General features: G+C 33.8%; 18 protein-coding genes. 10 read left to right on the forward strand and 8 right to left on the reverse strand.

Annotated features, from left to right (window positions below; genetic code table 11):
- Positions 1 to 5 precede the first annotated feature (5 nt).
- Positions 6 to 1580 (reverse strand): FMN-binding glutamate synthase family protein, encoded by a 1575-nt coding sequence (locus tag HHX25_RS11425; RefSeq protein ID WP_169673278.1) that lies wholly within the window; start codon positions 1578 to 1580, stop codon positions 6 to 8.
- Between the two features lies 1 nt (position 1581).
- Positions 1582 to 2853, reverse strand: coding sequence for an amidohydrolase (locus HHX25_RS11430; protein WP_169673280.1), 1272 nt, complete (start codon positions 2851 to 2853; stop codon positions 1582 to 1584).
- A 134-nt stretch (positions 2854 to 2987) separates the two neighbouring features.
- Between HHX25_RS11430 and HHX25_RS11435 the strand changes: the two genes are divergently transcribed.
- The gene (locus HHX25_RS11435) at positions 2988 to 5330 is read left to right on the forward strand and encodes an ATP-dependent helicase (RefSeq protein WP_169673283.1); all 2343 of its coding nucleotides are present in this window, start codon (positions 2988 to 2990) and stop codon (positions 5328 to 5330) included.
- A gap of 290 nt (positions 5331 to 5620) precedes the next feature.
- On the opposite strand, the gene HHX25_RS21425 is transcribed toward HHX25_RS11435, so the two are convergent.
- The 3 genes from HHX25_RS21425 to HHX25_RS11450 are packed head-to-tail and all read right to left on the reverse strand — an operon-like array spanning position 5621 to position 8459.
- The gene (locus tag HHX25_RS21425) at positions 5621 to 6589 is read right to left on the reverse strand and encodes a glycogen-binding domain-containing protein (RefSeq protein ID WP_169673286.1); all 969 of its coding nucleotides are present in this window, start codon (positions 6587 to 6589) and stop codon (positions 5621 to 5623) included.
- Positions 6586 to 7551 carry a retropepsin-like aspartic protease gene (locus tag HHX25_RS11445; protein WP_169673289.1) on the reverse strand — a complete coding sequence of 322 codons (966 nt, stop codon included), beginning with the start codon at positions 7549 to 7551 and terminating at the stop codon, positions 6586 to 6588. Before HHX25_RS11445 ends, HHX25_RS21425 begins: the two co-directional genes overlap by 4 nt.
- A gap of 44 nt (positions 7552 to 7595) precedes the next feature.
- Positions 7596 to 8459 (reverse strand): alpha/beta hydrolase, encoded by an 864-nt coding sequence (locus tag HHX25_RS11450; RefSeq protein WP_169673292.1) that lies wholly within the window; start codon positions 8457 to 8459, stop codon positions 7596 to 7598.
- A gap of 47 nt (positions 8460 to 8506) precedes the next feature.
- On the opposite strand from HHX25_RS11450, the gene HHX25_RS11455 reads away from it, so the two are divergent.
- Positions 8507 to 9127 carry an L-threonylcarbamoyladenylate synthase gene (locus HHX25_RS11455; RefSeq protein WP_169673295.1) on the forward strand — a complete coding sequence of 207 codons (621 nt, stop codon included), beginning with the start codon at positions 8507 to 8509 and terminating at the stop codon, positions 9125 to 9127.
- Between the two features lie 165 nt (positions 9128 to 9292).
- On the opposite strand, the gene HHX25_RS11460 is transcribed toward HHX25_RS11455, so the two are convergent.
- The 3 genes from HHX25_RS11460 to HHX25_RS11470 all read right to left on the reverse strand — a co-directional run bounded on the left by HHX25_RS11460 (position 9293) and on the right by HHX25_RS11470 (position 11714).
- Positions 9293 to 10132: an OmpA/MotB family protein gene (locus tag HHX25_RS11460; protein WP_169673298.1), complete on the reverse strand. Its 840-nt coding sequence runs from the start codon at positions 10130 to 10132 to the stop codon at positions 9293 to 9295.
- 100 nt (positions 10133 to 10232) lie between these two features.
- Entirely contained in the window at positions 10233 to 11222 is a 990-nt protein-coding gene (locus HHX25_RS11465) for a glycosyltransferase family 2 protein (RefSeq protein ID WP_169673301.1), read from the reverse strand.
- Between the two features lie 45 nt (positions 11223 to 11267).
- The gene (locus HHX25_RS11470) at positions 11268 to 11714 is read right to left on the reverse strand and encodes a type I restriction enzyme HsdR N-terminal domain-containing protein (protein WP_169673304.1); all 447 of its coding nucleotides are present in this window, start codon (positions 11712 to 11714) and stop codon (positions 11268 to 11270) included.
- Between the two features lie 130 nt (positions 11715 to 11844).
- On the opposite strand from HHX25_RS11470, the gene holA reads away from it, so the two are divergent.
- The 8 genes from holA (at position 11845) to HHX25_RS11510 (ending at position 19695) form a co-directional block, all read left to right on the forward strand.
- Complete coding sequence (gene holA / locus HHX25_RS11475; RefSeq protein WP_169673307.1) at positions 11845 to 12852, forward strand: DNA polymerase III subunit delta; 1008 nt, start codon at positions 11845 to 11847, stop codon at positions 12850 to 12852.
- A 1-nt stretch (position 12853) separates the two neighbouring features.
- Positions 12854 to 13519: a uracil-DNA glycosylase gene (gene ung, locus HHX25_RS11480; protein ID WP_169673310.1), complete on the forward strand. Its 666-nt coding sequence runs from the start codon at positions 12854 to 12856 to the stop codon at positions 13517 to 13519.
- A 609-nt stretch (positions 13520 to 14128) separates the two neighbouring features.
- Positions 14129 to 14968 carry a 1,4-dihydroxy-2-naphthoyl-CoA synthase gene (locus tag HHX25_RS11485; RefSeq protein WP_169673313.1) on the forward strand — a complete coding sequence of 280 codons (840 nt, stop codon included), beginning with the start codon at positions 14129 to 14131 and terminating at the stop codon, positions 14966 to 14968.
- Positions 14968 to 15870 (forward strand): 1,4-dihydroxy-2-naphthoate octaprenyltransferase, encoded by a 903-nt coding sequence (gene menA / locus HHX25_RS11490; protein WP_169673316.1) that lies wholly within the window; start codon positions 14968 to 14970, stop codon positions 15868 to 15870. Before HHX25_RS11485 ends, menA begins: the two co-directional genes overlap by 1 nt.
- 43 nt (positions 15871 to 15913) lie before the next feature.
- Positions 15914 to 16591 carry a metal-dependent hydrolase gene (locus HHX25_RS11495; RefSeq protein ID WP_169673319.1) on the forward strand — a complete coding sequence of 226 codons (678 nt, stop codon included), beginning with the start codon at positions 15914 to 15916 and terminating at the stop codon, positions 16589 to 16591.
- Entirely contained in the window at positions 16592 to 17629 is a 1038-nt protein-coding gene (locus HHX25_RS11500) for an o-succinylbenzoate synthase (protein ID WP_169673322.1), read from the forward strand.
- Positions 17630 to 17633: 4 nt separating this feature from the next.
- Complete coding sequence (locus HHX25_RS11505) at positions 17634 to 18611, forward strand: CPBP family intramembrane glutamic endopeptidase (protein WP_169673325.1); 978 nt, start codon at positions 17634 to 17636, stop codon at positions 18609 to 18611.
- A complete protein-coding gene (locus HHX25_RS11510) occupies positions 18601 to 19695 on the forward strand; it encodes an AMP-binding protein (RefSeq protein WP_169673328.1) in 1095 nt (364 codons plus the stop codon). Before HHX25_RS11505 ends, HHX25_RS11510 begins: the two co-directional genes overlap by 11 nt.
- Positions 19696 to 19707: the final 12 nt, after the last annotated feature.

Below are 19707 nucleotides of genomic sequence, written 5' to 3' on the forward strand. Positions count from 1 at the left end.
AAATGTTAATCGATTTGGGTTTTGTTATAATTTCCGCCCAAATATAAACAATCTTTTAAATCTTGCATACTAGTAAATGGCACAGGTGTTTTTCTATACATATATGTTCTGTCTAATTCTTTTGAAAGATTATGGTCATCAACATTAATTTCAATATCACTCATTTTAAATTGGCAAGGGTGTTCATATCCAGCAGCATGGGTTATTTCAATGAGTTCTTTTTTAAAAGTCTTGAAGTATTGCGCTAATCGTTCCGATTTTAAAGTGGGGTCTATACCACTTTGCAACCATTTACTTTGTGTTGCGACACCACTAGGGCATCTGTTGGTATGACAGATTTGTGCTTGAATGCAACCAATGCTCATCATGGCTTCACGTGCCACATTAATACAGTCTATTCCCATGGCAAATGCCATAGCTGCTTTGGCTGGGAATCCTAATTTTCCACTACCAATAAATACGATACGTTCAGATAAGCCTTTGTGCTTAAAAAGCTTGTACAAGTCGCTAAACCCATAAACCCAAGGCAACGAGACATGGTCTGCAAAACTTGGGGGTGCAGCACCAGTTCCGCCTTCACCACCATCTATGGTAATAAAATCTGGCCCCTTTCCTGTTTTTAACATGATTTCTGCAAGTTCTTCCCATTGATCCAGTTTGCCAATGGCTGCTTTAATCCCCACAGGTAAGCCTGTGGCTTCAGCAATGTTTTCTACAAAATCCACCATCTCTGGGACGTTTGAAAATGCTTTGTGATTAGGGGGGGATAATACATCTTTACCTACTTCAACACCTCTAATTTTAGCAATTTCCTTGGTTATTTTTGCTCCAGGAAGCACACCGCCTTTTCCTGGTTTTGCCCCTTGGGATAGCTTTACTTCAATAGCCCTAATAAATGGATTGTCCTTAACCAGCTGCTGCATTTTTTCCATTGAAAAGCCACCATCTTCGGAACGCACACCAAAATAGCCTGTACCAAAATGAAATACCACATCACCACCGTTACTATGATAGGGCGATAATCCGCCTTCGCCAGTATTATGATAGGCTCCAGCTATTTCAACCCCTTTATTTAATGAATCTACAGCTCTAGCCGAAAGCGAGCCATAACTCATAGCAGACACATTAATAACCGATGCAGGGCGATATGGTCTTTCACGTTTGTTAAACGCACCTATAATTTTAGCACATGGTAAGAAGGTTTTATCGATACTATTCGGGTGGTTTTTATCAATTTTAAAAGGCATCATGGCATTGTTTATAAAAACATGTTGGTGCTCGTAAATATCCCTGTCGGTACCAAAACCTTCGTAATTATTTTCCTTTTTTGCAGAGGCATAAATCCAACCGCGCTCTATACGATTGAAAGGTAATTCTTCTCTATTATTGGCCACAAAATACTGACGCATTTCAGGTCCAATACTTTCTAATAAATATCGTAAATGCCCAATTATGGGGAAATTGTGGCTAATGGTATGGCTTTTTTGAAAAAAGATATCGCGTATAGCAATTAGGGCTAAACCAATCAAAATCCACCCCAACCAAGAAATATTTGATAGAAAATCTAATACGTTGTTCATATTAATTATTTAAATAGTCAAAAGCTATATGAGTTAATGTTTTTACGCCTAAAAGCATACCACTTTCATCGATCATGAAATCGGGTGTGTGATGTGGAAATGCTTCTTTGTTCCCTGGGGTCATGCCTCCTAAGAAGAAGTAAAATCCTGGGATAACTTCCTGAAAATATGAAAAGTCTTCCCCTCCAGTAGTTGCTTTTCTCAAGCGTACGTTCTTTACGCCAGCTACTCTTTGTAAAGTAGGTAGCATTTTGTCTACCAAATCGGAGTCATTATAAGTAATTGCTGTGTTGTTTTGAAAGCTGATAGTGGCCTCGCCTCCATATGCCTTTGCTAAGGCCGTCACCATTTCGGTCATTCGTTTTTCAATATGTGCTTTCATTTTGGGATCCAGAGTTCTTACGGTGCCAATGAGTTCGGCACTTTCTGGTATGATATTAAAACGTGTGCCAGCTGTGATTTTTCCAACAGTTATGACCGCTGCTTCATCTACTAATTTCGACTCTCGGCTAATAATGGTCTGTAATCCATCAATAATTTTAGCAGAAATTAAAATAGGATCTACACCTTGCCAGGGCCTGCCACCATGGGTTTGTTTGCCTTTTACGTTAATTACAAAGCGTTCTACTGAGGCCATAATGCCTCCTTTTTTATAGTGAATAGTTCCAACCTCATAGTTAGAACGAATATGCAACCCGAATATCGCATCCACTTTTGGATTTTCTAAAACCCCTTCTTTAATCATAAGTTTCGCACCACCTTCTTCACCTGGAGGCGGTCCTTCTTCGGCAGGTTGAAAAATAAACTTTACGGTACCTTTAATTTTATCTTTGTTTTTTGTTAAAACTTCGGCAACTCCCATTAAAATGGCTGTATGCGTATCGTGTCCGCAAGCATGCATAACACCAGTTTCGGTGTTTAAAAATGTTGTTTTTACTTCAGATTTAAAAGGCAAATCATTTCTTTCGGTTACAGGGAGTCCATCTATATCTGCTCTAAGAGCAACAACTTTGCCAGGTTCGTTCCCTTTTAAAATAGCAACAACTCCTGTATGGGCTACACCAGTTTGCACCTCTAACCCTAATGATTTTAGATGTTTAGCAATAGTTTCTGCCGTTTTAAGCTCTCTGTTCGAAAGTTCAGGGTTTTGATGAAAATGACGACGCCATTCAATAACTTTAGGTTCAATATCTATGAATTGTTGTTCCATACTATTCTGTCCTTGAACGATAACGATTCCGAAAAGGGTAAATACCAAAAAGAAGTATTTCATAATGCTTATTTAAATTTCGAAGCTTAAAGATATTCAAAAAGAAGATGCAAGTGATAATTGTTTATAATTATTAATAAATCCACTTAATTAAAAGCATAACATTGGTTATTTTCACATCTTAAAATGGAAATGAATTGGAAAAGTATTTAAGTCAGTTAAATGATGCACAATTAGAGCCTACAATTCAAATTGATGGGCCAATGATTGTTATTGCAGGTGCAGGTTCTGGAAAAACGCGTGTGCTTACATATCGTATTGCCTATATGATGAGTAAAGGAATTGATGCTTTCAATATTTTATCGTTAACCTTCACCAACAAAGCAGCCCGTGAAATGAAAGAGCGTATTGCTACGATTGTTGGAGCTAGTGAGGCCAAGAATTTATGGATGGGGACATTTCACTCTGTATTTGCCAAAATATTAAGGATAGAAGCAGATAGACTGGGGTATCCTAGTAATTTTACGATTTATGATACTCAAGACTCTGATAGGCTAATTGCGTCCATTATCAAGGAAATGAATCTAGATAAAGACATTTATAAGTACAAACAGGTACGTTCTAGAATTTCATCATATAAAAATAGTTTGATTACGGTACGTGCTTATTTTCAAAACCCGGAGTTGAAAGAAGCAGATGTTATGGCCAGACGTCCTAGAATGGGTGATATTTATAAAGAATATGTAGAGCGCTGTTTCAAGGCTGGTGCTATGGATTTTGATGATTTGCTCCTTAAAACAAATGAATTGTTGACACGATTTCCAGAGGTGTTGGCAAAATACCAAAATCGTTTTAAATATATTTTAGTTGATGAGTATCAAGATACCAATCATTCTCAGTACTTAATTGTAAGGGCGCTATCCGATAAGTTTCAAAATATTTGTGTGGTGGGGGATGATGCGCAGAGTATTTATGCGTTCCGTGGCGCCAATATTAACAATATTCTGAATTTCCAGAAAGATTACGATGATGTGAAAGTGTTTAGGCTGGAACAAAATTATCGCTCTACAAAAAATATTGTTAATGCTGCAAATTCCATTATCGATAAAAATCAGACGAAACTGGAAAAAGTTGTTTGGACGGCAAATGATGAAGGTCCAAAAATAAAGGTAAATCGTTCGCTAACGGATGGAGATGAAGGGCGTTATGTGGCGAGTACCATCTTTGAAAGCAAGATGCAAAATCAGTTGAAAAATGGTGATTTTGCGATTTTATATAGAACCAATGCACAATCGCGTTCTATTGAGGATGCTTTGCGTAAACGTGATATTCCTTATAGGATTTATGGTGGGTTGTCATTCTACCAACGCAAAGAGATAAAAGATGTTTTGTCTTACTTGAGATTAGTTATCAATCCAGCCGACGAAGAAGCTTTAAAACGTGTTATTAATTTCCCGCCTCGCGGCATAGGTCAGACTACAGTTGATAGATTGATCGTTTCGGCAAATGGATACAATCGTACCATATTTGAGGTGATGAAAAACATAGATAAGGCTGATGTTAAGATTAACTCGGGTACCAAAGCCAAGCTTCAGGATTTTGTAACTTTAATAGAGAGTTATCAGGTGTTGAACCAAACTGCTGATGTGTTTGAGTTAGCCGAGCATGTTACGAGAACAAGTGGTCTTATAAGAGAGTTTAATAAGGACGGTACACCAGAAGGTGTTACCCGAATGGAAAACATTGAGGAACTCTTAAATGGTATGAAGGATTTTGTGGAGGGGCAAAAAGAAATTGCCGACGCCACAGGGTCATTGGCAGAGTTCTTGGAAGATGTGGCGTTAGCAACCGATCTGGATAATGATAAAGACGATGCAGATCGTGTGTCATTAATGACTATACATTTGGCTAAAGGATTGGAATTCCCATATGTATATATTGTTGGCCTGGAAGAAGATTTGTTCCCCAGTGCTATGAGTATGAATACCCGTAGTGAATTGGAGGAGGAGCGACGGCTATTCTATGTGGCTTTAACACGTGCCGAAAAACAAGCTTATTTAACGTACGCACTGTCGAGATATCGTTGGGGAAAATTGGTCGATTCTGAACCAAGCCGTTTTATTGAAGAAATTGATGAGCAGTATTTGGACATTGTAACACCTACGGAGGAGCGTCGTTTTAACCCCATGTTGGATGCTGATATCTTTGGGGATGTTATCCCTGAACCTAATAAAATTAGGTATAAACCTGCTAAGCAACCAATTTTAAAGAAAGGTAGTGCAAAAAAAACACCCGAAAAATTTCAGGTTACAACTCCTAAAAAGCTAAAACCAGTTACAGATACTGCTTCTAATGGAAATACGAACTTATTTGACAGTAAACTAGTGGTTGGCAATATTGTTAAGCATATCCGTTTTGGAACTGGAGAGGTTCTAAAAATTGAAGGAGTAGGGGCAGATACTAAGGCAGAAATTAATTTTCAGCATGGAGGTGTTAAAAAGCTGTTATTGCGTTTTGCTAAATTAGAGGTTGTGGGATAATTTTCTGATAGAATATTATATTTGAATGTCCGTTTTGTGTCATAATAATACTTTTAGCGTCATTCCGAATTTATTTCGGAATTATATTGATTTGATTGTAAGATCATTATAGTGAGAACCTGAAATACTGAAACAAGTTCAGCACAGGCAAGTTCAGGTTGACATGTAGCTCCTTATGATTGATGATTGATTACGGGTATTCAAACTTTGTACATTAATTTTTTATAATACAAATAGAGTTTTGATAAAATCAGGCGGATTTATTTTCTAGTGTATTGTTTTTGAATTGCTTATTTTATCATACAAACAGAATTCACATGCCCCTTGTCGTCATATTCTTTAACACTATTGTTAGGGTCTACAATCCATACGCCATCTACAATGAATTTATAATGATGTTTTCCTCCAGATAATGGTACAACGTATTTCCAGCCATAATCCATTTTTCGCATCACAAAATCGTGTTTATTCCAATTGTTAAAAGACCCGGATAAAATGACTTTTTTAGCATTGGTGTAACCTTTAAGTTTGAACGCTGTATATTCTTTTATATCTATAACCGAATTATATTCACCAAATTCGTTTTCAATTTTATTAGGATTGTGAGGATCTTCCATCCAGTGTCCATCTACTATAAAACGATACTGGTATATGTCTGGTTTTAATTGCAATGTTAATTCCCAGCCACTTTCAGTTTTATTCATTTTAAATAGTGATTCGTTCCATTTGTTAAATGAACCTGCTAAAATGACTTTTTTAGCATTTTTGTAACCTTTTAATTTAAAACTGGCATTACCATTTTTATGGGGGTAAGCGGTATACATTTTTAGGTTATATACGCCCCGAAGCTTTCGTCCATTTTTGGTTGCTTTAGCAACATTTGGATCCTTTTTTGTAGGTTCAGCCCAATAGGCATTGTTTATAACGAATTTGAATTCCCACGAAAATGCATCTGTAAAGTCTTCGACATGCTTTCTGAGTTCATAGTTGAATTCATCAATTTTTTTCATCTTCCAATGGTCTCTGGACCATAAATTAAATTCTCCAGAGACGACAACATTTTCAATATCGAAATCTTCAAAATCGTGAATTTGACCAGTGTGTTCTTGAGTAAATTTAGAATAATCCCTAACATCAAAAGCAAATACGACGGTGTCGCCTTTTATTTTATAGCCTTTAAACCTGTGGTTCTGTCCGTATGCATAAAAACTAATAAAAGCGAAAATTAAATAGCTGATATATAATTTTTTTTGCTTCACCGTGTGTTTAGGGGGTAATTTATAAAATATAATTTTTCTTTTTGATAATTAATGATAGTCCGTTTTTGAGCAAAGAACTCATAGCCCAAAATACCATCCAATTGTGTACCAAAGGCATCGTTCATCTTGTTAAGATTTGTAAGAACTGTTAACATAGGGCCAAAATAAACCGTTTCACTTAGTTTAACACGATGCAATTTTCCTGCCAAAACAACTATTTTCTTATTACCGATACCAGATAAAGATATTCGCCTTTTAGGAATGAAATATTTCAAAGCTTTCCTGTTCACCTTTCTGTTTATTTGGTTAAATTCAGCTGCAGTATCTATTCCAAATTTAACTTCTTGATTGTTTATTGTTCCGTTAACTATAATAGTATGATTTTTTAAGTTAAAAGACAAGCTATCTTCGATTTTTTCTAAATACACATTATTATTTAGCTTATTTCCAAAACGATCTACTTTTGTTAATGTTATTTGATTTAAGTACAGATCTATAAAAACCTCGTAATCTTTTAAAACACTATACCCAATGATGCCTAGAAGTTTGATCTTTTTGCTTTTTTCAATATGAGAAATATCAATAACATCGGAGTCTTTGTTATGAAGCTTTAGGCTTTCTATAGCAAACTCTTTAATTCTTCTCTCATGTAAATTTTCAATTGACCGTAAAACACCTGAAGTTTCTTGGTTCTTTTTTTGGAAACCATAAAAATTAGGAAAATGAACCTCATTAAGTATCATGGTTTCAGAGCCTGTATCAATAATAAACTTTCCTTTTTTATTTAAAAGTTCTGCTTCAACTACAATTAAATGATCTACTAGCTTAAAAGGTATTCTAGTGGTATGATTATTTAAAACTTCTGCCTGAGTAAAGAAAATAGGAGTATGGGTATCATCATTTGCATGAGCCAGATTGATACCAAAAGCTAAAAATAATATAGAATAAAAAAACCTTAGCATATTATATAAGACTAAGATAAGAATGAATTGTTACATCTTTTCTGTTATAAATGCGTATTTATGAAAACTTTAAGTTTTGCCCAGGTGTCCAATAATTCTAACCCTACCCATCCATGACCAGCATCTGGGTATAGTGTCAGTTGATTGACGACGCCCAGGTTTTCAAGTTTATCTCGTAAATCGGTGCCTTGTGTTGTAGGAATCAAAGGATCTTTACCTCCATAAAATAGGATGGTAGGAGGTGCGGAGTCAGTGACCTGGTGGTATGGACTGGCCTCTTCTAAAAAAGATATTGTTGGATCTACGCCAAATAGGTCTAGTGCTTCTTGGAGTTCTACACTTGTATTATTTAAATAAGCTGGATCGGTGAAATTTGTAGGGCCAACTATGCTGCAAACCATATCTGTATTATTTCCGTTATCAAAAGCATAACTCCATAATAGAGATAGGTGACCACCAGCACTAATTCCAATAAAACCAATATTTTCGGATATGCTATATTTTATTTTATTACTTTTTAAGTAGTTAAAGAAAGCAGTGATATCTTGAACTTGCATAGGGTATGCCTTGTTGTTGTCATCTGCTAATCTGTAATTAATATTTGCAATAGCTAGGTTTGGAAAATCTTGTCGTAATAAATCCTTAATAGGATTCATGTCACTTTTATCCCCAGAAGTCCAACCACCTCCATGTACTAAAATAATTGTTTTGGTGTCTGAATTTCGATTTGCTGGTAAATATAAATCGAATTTTTGATTAACATCATCTCCATATGAAATGTTTAGTGCTTCGTAGTAATTAGTTGGGTCTAAATCATTAGTTTCCTTATCTTCTACTGTTTCATTGGAACAATTGAAACATGTTATTATAAAAATTAAGCTTAAGAAGTAGTATTTTAGATTTTCCATAACGAAAATAATATTTACTTTGTAAACGGAAATGCAAGATAGTTATTATGGCTGATTTTTTTAGAATATATGAAGAAAACCCTAATCCTAAAGAGATTGAGAAAGTAGTAACTATCTTAAAACGTGGTGGGATTATTATTTATCCAACAGATACTGTTTATGGTTTGGGGTGCGATATTACCAATATTAAAGCTTTAGAGCGTATTGCTAGGATTAAAGGTGTCAAGCTTGAGAAATCTAATTTTTCATTTGTATGTCACGACTTAAGTAACCTGAGTGATTATGTAAAGCAAATTGATACATCGGTTTTCAAGATTTTAAAAAGAGCCCTGCCTGGTCCTTATACATTCATTCTTCCAGGATCTAAATCGTTGCCTAATCCGTTTAAAAAAAGAAAGACGGTTGGTATTCGTGTACCAGATAATAATATTTCTCTAGAGATTGTAAAACAATTGGGAAACCCTATTATATCTACTTCGATAAGAGATGAAGATGAAGTGATTGAATATACTACAGACCCAGAGCTTATTTTAGAAAAGTGGGGAGATTTAGTGGACTTGGTGATTGACGGGGGCTATGGAGGTAATGAAGCTTCTACTATTATTGATCTATCAGAAGAAGAACCTGTTGTTTTAAGAGAGGGGAAGGGGAGTTTGGAAATTTTTTGATTTTTTATTAAACAGGCTTTTTGTAAGTTTATGTCTATATGCTAACTAAGGATCAAAAAAGTTTACTATATTTTCATTGTTGAGACATTTTGGATAATATAACAGCAAAAAGAAAGCCCAACTTTTAAGTTGGGCTTTCTCATTATATATTATTTTTAAAACTGATTAATTTCCTCCAGCTTCAAGGTTTTTCATTTCTTTTTCAATCATGTCATAAAACTGATCGATTTTAGGAAGAACCACGATACGTGTACGTCTATTTTTTGATCTGTTTTCAGCTGTATCATTATCTACCAATGGTACATAAGAACTACGACCAGCGGCGATTAAACGACCAGGGTTTACATCTAAAGTTTCAAGTACTCTGATGATAGATGTAGAACGTTTAACACTTAAATCCCAGTTATCAATTAATGGCGCTTTTTTGTAAGGTACGCTATCTGTATGGCCTTCTACCATACATTCGAAATCAGGTTTACTATTTACTACTTTAGCTACTTTAGCAAGCACTTCTTTAGCTTTGCTTGTTACATTATAACTACCGCTTTTAAATAATAATTTATCAGCAATAGAAATAAATACAACACCTTTTTCTACATTTACTTCAATATCTGGATCATTGATTCCAACTTCACGTTTAAAGCTTGTCACTAATGCTAAAGTAACACTGTCTTTTTTAGTAAGTGCATCTTGTAAGCGTGTAATTTTTAAATCTTTCTCTTTAATACTTTCTAAAGTCTTCTCGATGTTACTAGCTCCCTTTGCAGAAAGAACTTGTAAATTGTCATTACTTTTACGTAAATCTTCTATGCGTTCTTCTAAAGCAGCAACTCTTGCCGTTGCAGATGCTTTGTCTGCGATACACGAATTTAATTTTACTGTTGCAGAATTAAGTAAATCTTGAGTTTCTTTTTGTTTGGCTTCCAAGTCTGTAAATTGTTTTTTAGAAACACAAGAACTTAGTAGAAGCGTTGTAGATAAACTTAGTAATAAAAGTTTTTTCATAATGAGTTTTATGGGATTAATTTTCCTTTAAATTTATTAAACAAAAGTATATAAAAAACGTTAAATTTTAAGTATGTTAACAAAACTTTTGCTAAGTATATTATAAACTTTTGTAATTAGTCTTGTTATTTACGAAATAATCAAATACTATGGATGTTTTTTGATGATATTTTATTTTATTTCCTGTATATTTTCGTTGTTTCAATAGTCTTCCTAAATTGCGATAAAATCCAAAATGTGCTTTTATTATTGCTACAGTATGCTTTGGCCTAAGCTCAATAAAAAACTTTATTCCAGCAATGCCATCTAAAATTAATCTAACAAATATTAGAGGCAGTAATAATCCTTTGGCGTTTTTAATTAAGATAAACAAACTGTTTCTAAAATTCAGATAAGTCTTTTTAGGATTTGTATTACTAAGTGTTGCGCCCCCCACATGATAAATCTTAGATTGGCCAGTGTATTTTACATCATATCCCAAATTTTTAGCACGCCAGCAGAGGTCTATTTCTTCCATATGTGCAAATAGGAATTCATCTAATCCATTTAACTGTTTAAAAACAGTGCTTCTAATAAAAAAACAAGCACCCGAAGCCCAAAATATTTCAGCATCGTCATCATACTGGCCTGAATCTTTTTCAACAGTATTAAAAATACGGCCTCTGCAATAGGGGTAACCATATTTATCTATAAAACCACCAGCAGCTCCAGCATATTCAAAATGATCTTTCTTATTATAATCTAACAGTTTGGGCTGAATTATGGCTGTATTTGCTTCAGTATTAAAGATCTTTATGATAGGAGTTATCCAGCTTTTAGTAACTTCTACATCGCTGTTTAATAGACAAAAAATATCAGCTTCAATATTTTCTAAAGCATCATTGTAACCTTTAGCATAACCACCGTTCTCCTTATTCTGAATTATTTTAATGAATGGATAGGTATCCTTTACAAAAGAAATAGAATCATCAGTAGAAGCATTGTCTGCTATATATATAGAAGCTTCTTTAGAATGTTCTATGACTGATGGTAAAAATTGCTCTAATAGCTTTTTGCCATTCCAATTTAATATAACAATAGCTAGTTTCAAGAATACGGTTTAAAAAGTTTATTTTTCATTTACTGACCACTGGAACTATTCACAATAATCAGGAATTTCTTTTAAAAAATTATAGCGTTCATTTTTAAAATCCATTTGGCAATAATAATGATTTAATCCATTAGTAACCATTAAATAGGTAGCATTTAATTCTAAATTATAACGTGCTATTTGATCGAATGTACTCTGGTTTATAATAATTTTTGGAGCCTTACATTCCACTATTAAGTGAATACTTCCATTAGAATTGAATATTACGATATCATACCGTTTTCTTAAAGAGTTAACAATCAATTCTTTCTCTACATTAATTAAAGATTTAGGGTAGCCTTTATTATTTATTAGATATTGGATACAGTGCTGGCGTACCCATTCTTCGGGTTGTAAAACCACAAATTTTTTACGAATACTATCGAAAATAGAAATTTTATTTTCGCTATTTTTGAATCGAAACGAAAATTTTGGAAAATTAAGCTCTTGCATGAATGCACTCAGATTTTTTTCAAAGTTAAGCTACAAAACCAGAAATCACAATATTCAAACATCAAATCCCAATAAAGTAAATGTTCTTATTTGGATTTAGAGTTTGTCATTTGAAAAATTTTAGGATAGTTTGGACGAAGTCAAACAATTAGTTACCGATATAAAAAATAAAAAATTAAAGCCTATTTACTTTTTAATGGGAGAGGAACCTTATTATATAGATAAGATTTCCGATTTTATTGAAAATACTATTTTGGCAGAAGAAGAGCGCGGTTTTAATCAAATGGTTTTATATGGTCGGGACATAACAGTTGAAGACATTGTTAGTCACGCCAAACGCTATCCGATGATGGCCGAACATCAAGTGCTTATTGTTAAGGAAGCTCAGGATTTATCACGAACTATTGAAAAGCTGGTATCCTATGCAGAGAATCCGCAACCTACCACAGTTTTAGTCGTTAATTATAAATATAAGAAAATAGACAAGCGCAAATCGTTATATAAAACGCTTAAAAAAACGGGGATAATTTACGAAAGCAAAAAATTATACGAAAACCAAGTGGCCGATTGGATTCGGCGTGTATTATCTCCTAAAAAGTATACTATTTCTCCTAAAGCAGCACAAATGCTTGTCGAATTTTTAGGAACAGATTTAAGTAAAATAAATAATGAGTTGGAAAAGCTTCAAATTATTTTACCCGAAGGAACTCAAATTTCACCAGAACATATTGAAGAAAATATAGGTTTTAGTAAAGACTATAATAATTTTGAATTACGAAAAGCTATTGGAGAAAAGAATACTATTAAAGCTTATCAAATTATCAATTATTTTGCAGAAAATCCTAAGGATAATCCTATGGTCGTAACAGTATCTTTGTTATTTAATTTCTTTTCACAGTTACTTCATTTTCATGGCTTAAGCGACAAATCTCCTAGAAATGTAGCCTCTGCCTTAAAAGTAAATCCATATTTTGTAAACGAATATATTGCGGCAGCAAGGCATTATCCAATGCGAAAAGTAAGTGCTGTTGTTGCTACCTTAAGGGAGTTTGATGTAAAAAGTAAAGGTGTTGGAGCTCATGCGGTTCCTCAAGGTGATCTATTAAAAGAATTATTAGTAAAAATATTATCTAATTAGTATGAGTGTTGATATTCACGAAAGTTGGAAACCATATTTAGAAGGGGAGTTTAGTAAATCTTATTTCAAAGAGTTGATAGGTTTTGTTAGATCAGAATATAAATCCCAAACGTGTTTCCCTCCAGGAAAACAAATTTTTAATGCCTTTAATCATTGTCATTTTAATCATGTAAAAGTTGTTGTTATTGGGCAAGATCCATACCATGGATATGGACAAGCAAACGGACTGTGTTTTTCTGTTAATGATGGTATTAGCCACCCCCCGTCATTGATTAATATTTTTAAGGAGATAGAAACAGATTTAGGGATTCCGTACCCCAAAAGTGGTAATCTTATGCGTTGGGCTGATCAGGGCGTGTTGCTATTAAATGCCACACTAACAGTTAGAGCGCATCAAGCTGGGAGTCATCAAAAAAGAGGCTGGGAAACCTTTACAGATGCTGTCATAAAAATTATAAGTGAACAGAAAGAACATATAGTATTTTTACTATGGGGCGGTTATGCCAAGCAAAAAACAAGATTAATTAATACCAGTAAGCATAAAGTATTAACCTCAGGGCATCCTTCACCTTTAAGTGCTAATAGGGGATATTGGTTTGGAAATAAACATTTTAGTAAGACTAACTCCCTGTTGGAGCAAGCCTCGTTGGTTCCCGTTCAATGGTAATCTGAGGTGTAAGTACTACAGGCTTTTTATTTGTTTTTGCAGTTCTATCAATTTTATTAGTACTAAATTTTAGCAGTAAAAAATTGATAGCTACTAACGCTGTGAGGGATATAGCAATTGTAAGTATCATAGGTTTTGGGTATTAATATTCGGCAAATTACAATTTTTATCGTTAAAAAACGAATTTTACCGATAAAAAATAATATTTCACAAAAGTAATAAATAAAGTACTACAGGCAATGCGTTTAAAACACGTATTTTTTATTTTTAGCATTATGGTAAAATTCATAAATGATATTTACGCTTTTCTCAATTTTTTAAGAACATTTTTACCAAGTACATCTTTAATTTGCCAATGAAATAATTGAGTGAAATTTATAGCCTATCTAATTAGTACGAAAACACATACTACTATTGATTTTTTTATTTTGAAAAATTGATTAATAGTCATTATTGTGTTCTAATATTTAAATGACTTTTAAAAGAATTATAATAATTTTTGGTTATGAAGCTTAGAATTAAAAATTAAAACAGGTACTCAAAATTATTTTTCAATCTGAAGTAAGCGATTTAATGAAATAAAATTTATTTTTGACCAAAACAATAAAAATGAGCCAAGAGAATTGGGTTACTGTAAAGGAATATGAAGACATTACTTATAAAAAAAGTCATGGCGTTGCTCGTATAGCTTTTAACAGACCAGATGTACGTAATGCTTTCAGACCAAAAACTACGAGTGAATTATATGATGCTTTTTATGATGCCAATGAAGATGTAAATATAGGTGTTGTACTTTTATCTGCAGAAGGACCATCCACTAAAGATGGTGTATACTCCTTTTGTAGTGGTGGTGACCAAAAAGCCAGGGGACATCAAGGTTATGTTGGGGAAGATGGGTACCATCGTTTAAATATTTTAGAAGTTCAGCGTTTAATTAGGTTTATGCCTAAAGCGGTCATTGCTGTTGTTCCTGGTTGGGCGGTTGGTGGCGGACATAGTCTACATGTTGTTTGTGATTTAACATTAGCAAGTAAGGAACATGCCATTTTTAAGCAAACAGATGCAGATGTCACTAGTTTTGACGGCGGTTATGGGTCTGCTTATTTAGCGAAAATGGTTGGACAGAAAAAAGCGCGTGAAATATTTTTCTTAGGAAGAAATTATTCTGCACAAGAAGCTTACGAAATGGGCATGGTAAATGCCGTAGTGCCTCATGATAAGTTAGAAGCTACTGCTTACGAATGGGCGCAAGAAATATTAGCAAAATCACCAACATCGATAAAGATGCTTAAATTTGCTATGAATTTAACAGACGATGGTATGGTAGGACAACAAGTATTCGCAGGCGAAGCGACCCGTTTAGCTTATATGACAGATGAAGCCGTTGAAGGTAGAAACGCCTTTCTTGAAAAGCGTAAGCCTAATTTTACTAAAAAATGGATTCCATAATGAATAGAGTCTCTCTTTGGGTTTCTACAATGCGTTTAAGGACGTTGCCTTTATCAATATCGGGGATTATTTTAGCATCATGTTTAGCAGAATATAATGGGTATTTTGAATGGCGAATCGGTATTCTGGCTATTTTTACCACGCTTAGCTTTCAAATATTATCTAATTTGGCTAATGATTATGGAGATGGTATTAAAGGCACCGATAATAATGATAGGATTGGACCAGAACGCGCTATACAATCTGGAAAAATATCGCCAGAAGAGATGTTTAACGCTATTAAAATAAACGTTTTAATTTCTATAGGTTTAGCCTTTTTACTCATTTTTAGTGCATTTGGAGTCAAGCATTTTTTGCTTACACTTTTGTTTTTTATACTCGGTATTGCATCAGTAGTTGGAGCTATAAGATATACCGTTGGTAACAATGCCTATGGGTATAGAGGGTTGGGAGATATTTTTGTGTTTATTTTTTTTGGTTTAGTAAGTGTTATTGGCTGCTATGTATTGTATGCAAAAACAGTAGATCATGTAGTTTTTCTTCCAGCTTGTACCATAGGGCTATTAAGTGCAGGTGTTCTTAATCTTAATAACATGCGGGATATTGTTTCTGATGAAAAATCAAACAAAATAACTTTGGCGGTTAAGATAGGTGTTAAAAATGTTAAGATATATCATTATACATTAATAGGAACAGCAATTGTATTATCTGCCTTATTTGGAATATTGTATTATACATCACCATACAATCTGATTTTTGCTGTGGCTTATATTCCTTTAATAATTCATCTTAAAAAGGTAAGTAAAAATAAAGATCTAAAATTATTAGATCCAGAACTTAAAAAATTAGCACTAACAACAGTTTTATTAGCTGTACTTATGGGAGTAGGACATTTGTTGTAGTTTTTTTGTATTTTACTATAGCCAAATTTAATATCATAAAATAATGAAAATCACATTTTACGGTCACGCTAGTTTAGGCATACAAGTAAATGATGTTGATATACTTGTAGACCCATTCATTTCTGGAAACCCTAAGGCGTCACACATTAATATAGATGCATTAAAAGCGGACTATATTTTAGTAACACACGCCCATCAAGATCACATTTTAGATGTTGAAGTTATAGCCAAACGAACAGGTGCCGTAGTAGTTTCTAACTTTGAGATTGCGACGCATTTTGAAAAATTAGGAATCGATTGCCACCCAATGAATCATGGAGGAAAGTGGGATTTTGATTTTGGTACGGTTAAGTATGTTAATGCCATTCATACATCATCTTTTCCCGATGGAAGCTATGGTGGACAACCTGGAGGTTTTGTTATAGAAGGGGAGCATAAAAATATTTATATAGCAGGGGATACTGCGCTCACTTTTGATATGAAGCTTATTCCACTTCAAACAAAATTAGATTTAGCTATTTTGCCTATTGGCGACAATTTTACTATGGGTATAGATGATGCTATTTTAGCAAGCGATTTCGTTGCCTGCGATAAAGTATTGGGGTGTCATTTCGATACGTTCGGTTATATTGAAATAGACCATGAGGCAGCAAAACGAAAGTTTTTTGAAAAAGAAAAAGATTTGATGCTTCTTGAAATTGGTGACTTTATCGAATTGTAGATGATAGTTGCATCGTATAAAAAATACATTCTAAATTTTAAACAGGCTAGTGGTACATCACGAGGTATTTTAAAAACTAAAGAAACATGGTTTCTTATTTTAAATTCCGAAGAGAAACAAGGTATAGGAGAATGTGGTTTGTTTAAAGGCCTTTCTGCTGATGATAGACCTGATTATGAAAAAAAACTACAATGGCTTTGTGAAAATATCAATAATGATTTAGTTGACTTATTGTCTGAATTAGTGGAGTTCCCAAGTATTCAATTTGGTTTAGAAATGGCTTTTAAATCTTTAGAAAGTCAGAATAAATTTGAATTATTTCCATCAAAATTTACTCAAAGCAAAGATGCTATTCCAATTAACGGTTTAATCTGGATGGGAACGGAAGCATTTATGAAACAGCAGATAAAAGATAAAATAGATGCGGGCTTCTCGTGTATTAAGATGAAAATTGGAGCTATCGATTTCCAAACAGAAATAAACCTTATAAAATCCGTTAGGGAAGAATTTACTCCAAAAGATATTGAATTACGAGTCGATGCAAATGGTGCATTTTCGCTTTCAGAAGCTTTCGAAAAATTAAAAATATTATCAGATTACGATTTACATTCAATTGAACAACCTATAAAACAAGGGCAAATTGAAGCTATGGCTCAATTATGTGAAAAGACACCATTACCAATCGCTTTAGATGAAGAACTTATAGGTGTTTTTTCTGTAACAAAAAAGCAGGAGTTGCTACAAACTATAAATCCGCAATATATCATCTTAAAACCAAGTTTAGTTGGCGGTTTTAAAGGGAGTAATGAATGGATTAATATTGCAGAACAGTATCAAATCGGATGGTGGATTACCAGTGCTTTAGAAAGTAACATAGGGCTTAATGCGATTGCTCAATACACTTATAACAAGCAAAGTAATATGCCTCAAGGGCTTGGGACTGGTGGTTTGTTTACCAATAATTTTGATTCACCATTAAAAGTTAAAAATGGTACATTGCAATATAATAATAGTATTAACTGGAATTTAAACTTATAATTAGATGTATATAGCTCAAGCTTTTAAAGGATTGCATGAATGGTGGCGGTATATAATAGGTGTTGTATTGGCAATTGCTGGAGTTTTTGTTTTTTCTGCCCCTCACATAATAGCTCTGGGAATAGAAGCTCTAAATGGAAATGTAGACCAATCTCGGATGAATGATACCAATTATATCATGTCATTATTTGAGCCTAATTTGAATTTAGTGTTTGTATTGTTACCATTTGTTGGTGGTTTATTAGCCTTGTTATTAGCGGTTAAATATTTGCATAAACAATCTTTAAAGCATTTAACGACCACTCGAAAAAAGATAGATTGGAAACGCTTTTGGTTTATTTTCTTTCTTTGGGGCATCGTTTCTAGTAGTTTTGTTTTAATAGATTATTATTTCACACCAGAGGATTATGTATTAAACTTTAAATTACAACCATTTTTAATCCTTTGTGTTATCGCTATTTTATTAGTGCCATTACAAACCAGCTTTGAAGAGTATTTATTCAGAGGGTACTTAATGCAAGGTATTGGGATTATTTTAAAGAATAAATGGGCACCATTAATTATTACCTCTCTAGTTTTTGGTTTACTACATATAGCCAACCCCGAAGTAGAGAAGTTGGGCTATGTGATTATGATTTACTATATAGGTACAGGGTTGATGCTGGGGATAATAACCCTCATGGATGAAGGCATGGAATTAGCGCTAGGGTTTCATGCTGCCAATAACTTATTTACTGCGTTACTTGTAACAGCAGATTGGACTGCCTTTCAGACCCATTCTGTTTTCAAGGACATGTCCGACCCAGAAACCATGGGGCTCATGGAAATATTTGTCCCGGTATTTGTTGTGTTTCCTATATTGCTTTTCATTCTTTCTAAAAAGTATAAGTGGACCAATTGGAAAGACAAACTTTTTGGAAATGTCGTAGAGCCATCAAAAGAAGACTATAAAATCATGGAGGAGATAGGAAGTGACACCTAAATACAATAAAATTCATAATAAATTTAAGCTCAATGGGCTTCCGTACACTTACGAAGATCTTATGGAAGTGGCTTATAGTTTTGTTAAGGAAGGAGAGGTGTATGAGAGCCATATTGGTGAGTTTCTACTTGATTGGCTAGACCATAACGATTTTATAGTTGTTAATACCTCTGGATCTACCGGAAAACCGAAACCAATTTCCATTAACAAGCAGGCCATGGTAAACTCTGCTATAGCTACAGGCGATTTTTTTAATTTAAAACCTGGTAATAAGGCTTTACATTGTTTGCCTTCAAACTTTATAGCTGGTAAAATGATGCTTGTAAGAGCCATGATTCTTGGACTGGAACTAGATTTAGTAGCCCCCACTTCGCAACCAGATTTTAACTCTAAGATTCATTATGATTTTTGTGCTATGGTTCCATTGCAACTTCAAAACTCATTGGATAGATGTGATTGTATTAAAACCATTATTGTAGGGGGGGCATCGGTTTCGAATGTATTAAAAAATAAGATTCAAAACCTTAATTCGCGAGTTTATGAAACTTATGGTATGACAGAAACCGTGACCCATATAGCTATTAAGCAAATAAATAATTTTAATAAAAAAGGGAATAGCGTTCAGTCTATAGAGGTACCTAACTTTCAAACACTCCCAAATGTCTTTGTTTCACAAGATGAAAGAGGTTGTTTGGTAATAGATGCTCCAAGGCTTTCGAAAACAAGAATAGTAACGAACGATCTTGTTAGGTGCCTTTCTAAAAATGAATTCGAGTGGTTAGGGCGCTACGATAATGTTATAAACTCTGGTGGACTTAAATTGTTTCCTGAAAAGATAGAAGCTAAACTTCACAACAAAATAAATAACCGCTTTTTTATAGCCTCAAAAGCTCATAAAACTTTGGGAGAACAACTCATTTTAATTTTGGAAAACGACTCCAACACATTGGATCAATCTATCTTTTTAGATTTAGATAAATTTGAAAAACCGAAAGAAATTTATGCAGTTGAACGGTTTGTAGAAACACCTTCGGGAAAAATTCAACGCAAAAAAACACTAGAGCTATTAGATTTATTAGCTTAAGTCTTAACTTTG

Source organism: Flavivirga algicola, from assembly GCF_012910715.1.
GTDB lineage: Bacteria > Bacteroidota > Bacteroidia > Flavobacteriales > Flavobacteriaceae > Flavivirga > Flavivirga algicola.

Coding starts and splice junctions, on each gene's coding strand:
- HHX25_RS11505 (WP_169673325.1), top strand. CDS start 17,634: ATGTATATAGCTCAAGCTTTTAAAGGATTGCATGAATGGTGGCGGTAT.
- HHX25_RS11445 (WP_169673289.1), bottom strand. CDS start 7,551: ATGCTAAGGTTTTTTTATTCTATATTATTTTTAGCTTTTGGTATCAAT.
- HHX25_RS11495 (WP_169673319.1), top strand. CDS start 15,914: ATGAAAATCACATTTTACGGTCACGCTAGTTTAGGCATACAAGTAAAT.
- HHX25_RS11470 (WP_169673304.1), bottom strand. CDS start 11,714: ATGCAAGAGCTTAATTTTCCAAAATTTTCGTTTCGATTCAAAAATAGC.
- menA (WP_169673316.1), top strand. CDS start 14,968: ATGAATAGAGTCTCTCTTTGGGTTTCTACAATGCGTTTAAGGACGTTG.
- HHX25_RS11485 (WP_169673313.1), top strand. CDS start 14,129: ATGAGCCAAGAGAATTGGGTTACTGTAAAGGAATATGAAGACATTACT.
- HHX25_RS11450 (WP_169673292.1), bottom strand. CDS start 8,459: ATGGAAAATCTAAAATACTACTTCTTAAGCTTAATTTTTATAATAACA.
- HHX25_RS11460 (WP_169673298.1), bottom strand. CDS start 10,132: ATGAAAAAACTTTTATTACTAAGTTTATCTACAACGCTTCTACTAAGT.
- ung (WP_169673310.1), top strand. CDS start 12,854: ATGAGTGTTGATATTCACGAAAGTTGGAAACCATATTTAGAAGGGGAG.
- HHX25_RS11455 (WP_169673295.1), top strand. CDS start 8,507: ATGGCTGATTTTTTTAGAATATATGAAGAAAACCCTAATCCTAAAGAG.
- HHX25_RS11425 (WP_169673278.1), bottom strand. CDS start 1,580: ATGAACAACGTATTAGATTTTCTATCAAATATTTCTTGGTTGGGGTGG.
- HHX25_RS11500 (WP_169673322.1), top strand. CDS start 16,592: ATGATAGTTGCATCGTATAAAAAATACATTCTAAATTTTAAACAGGCT.
- HHX25_RS11430 (WP_169673280.1), bottom strand. CDS start 2,853: ATGAAATACTTCTTTTTGGTATTTACCCTTTTCGGAATCGTTATCGTT.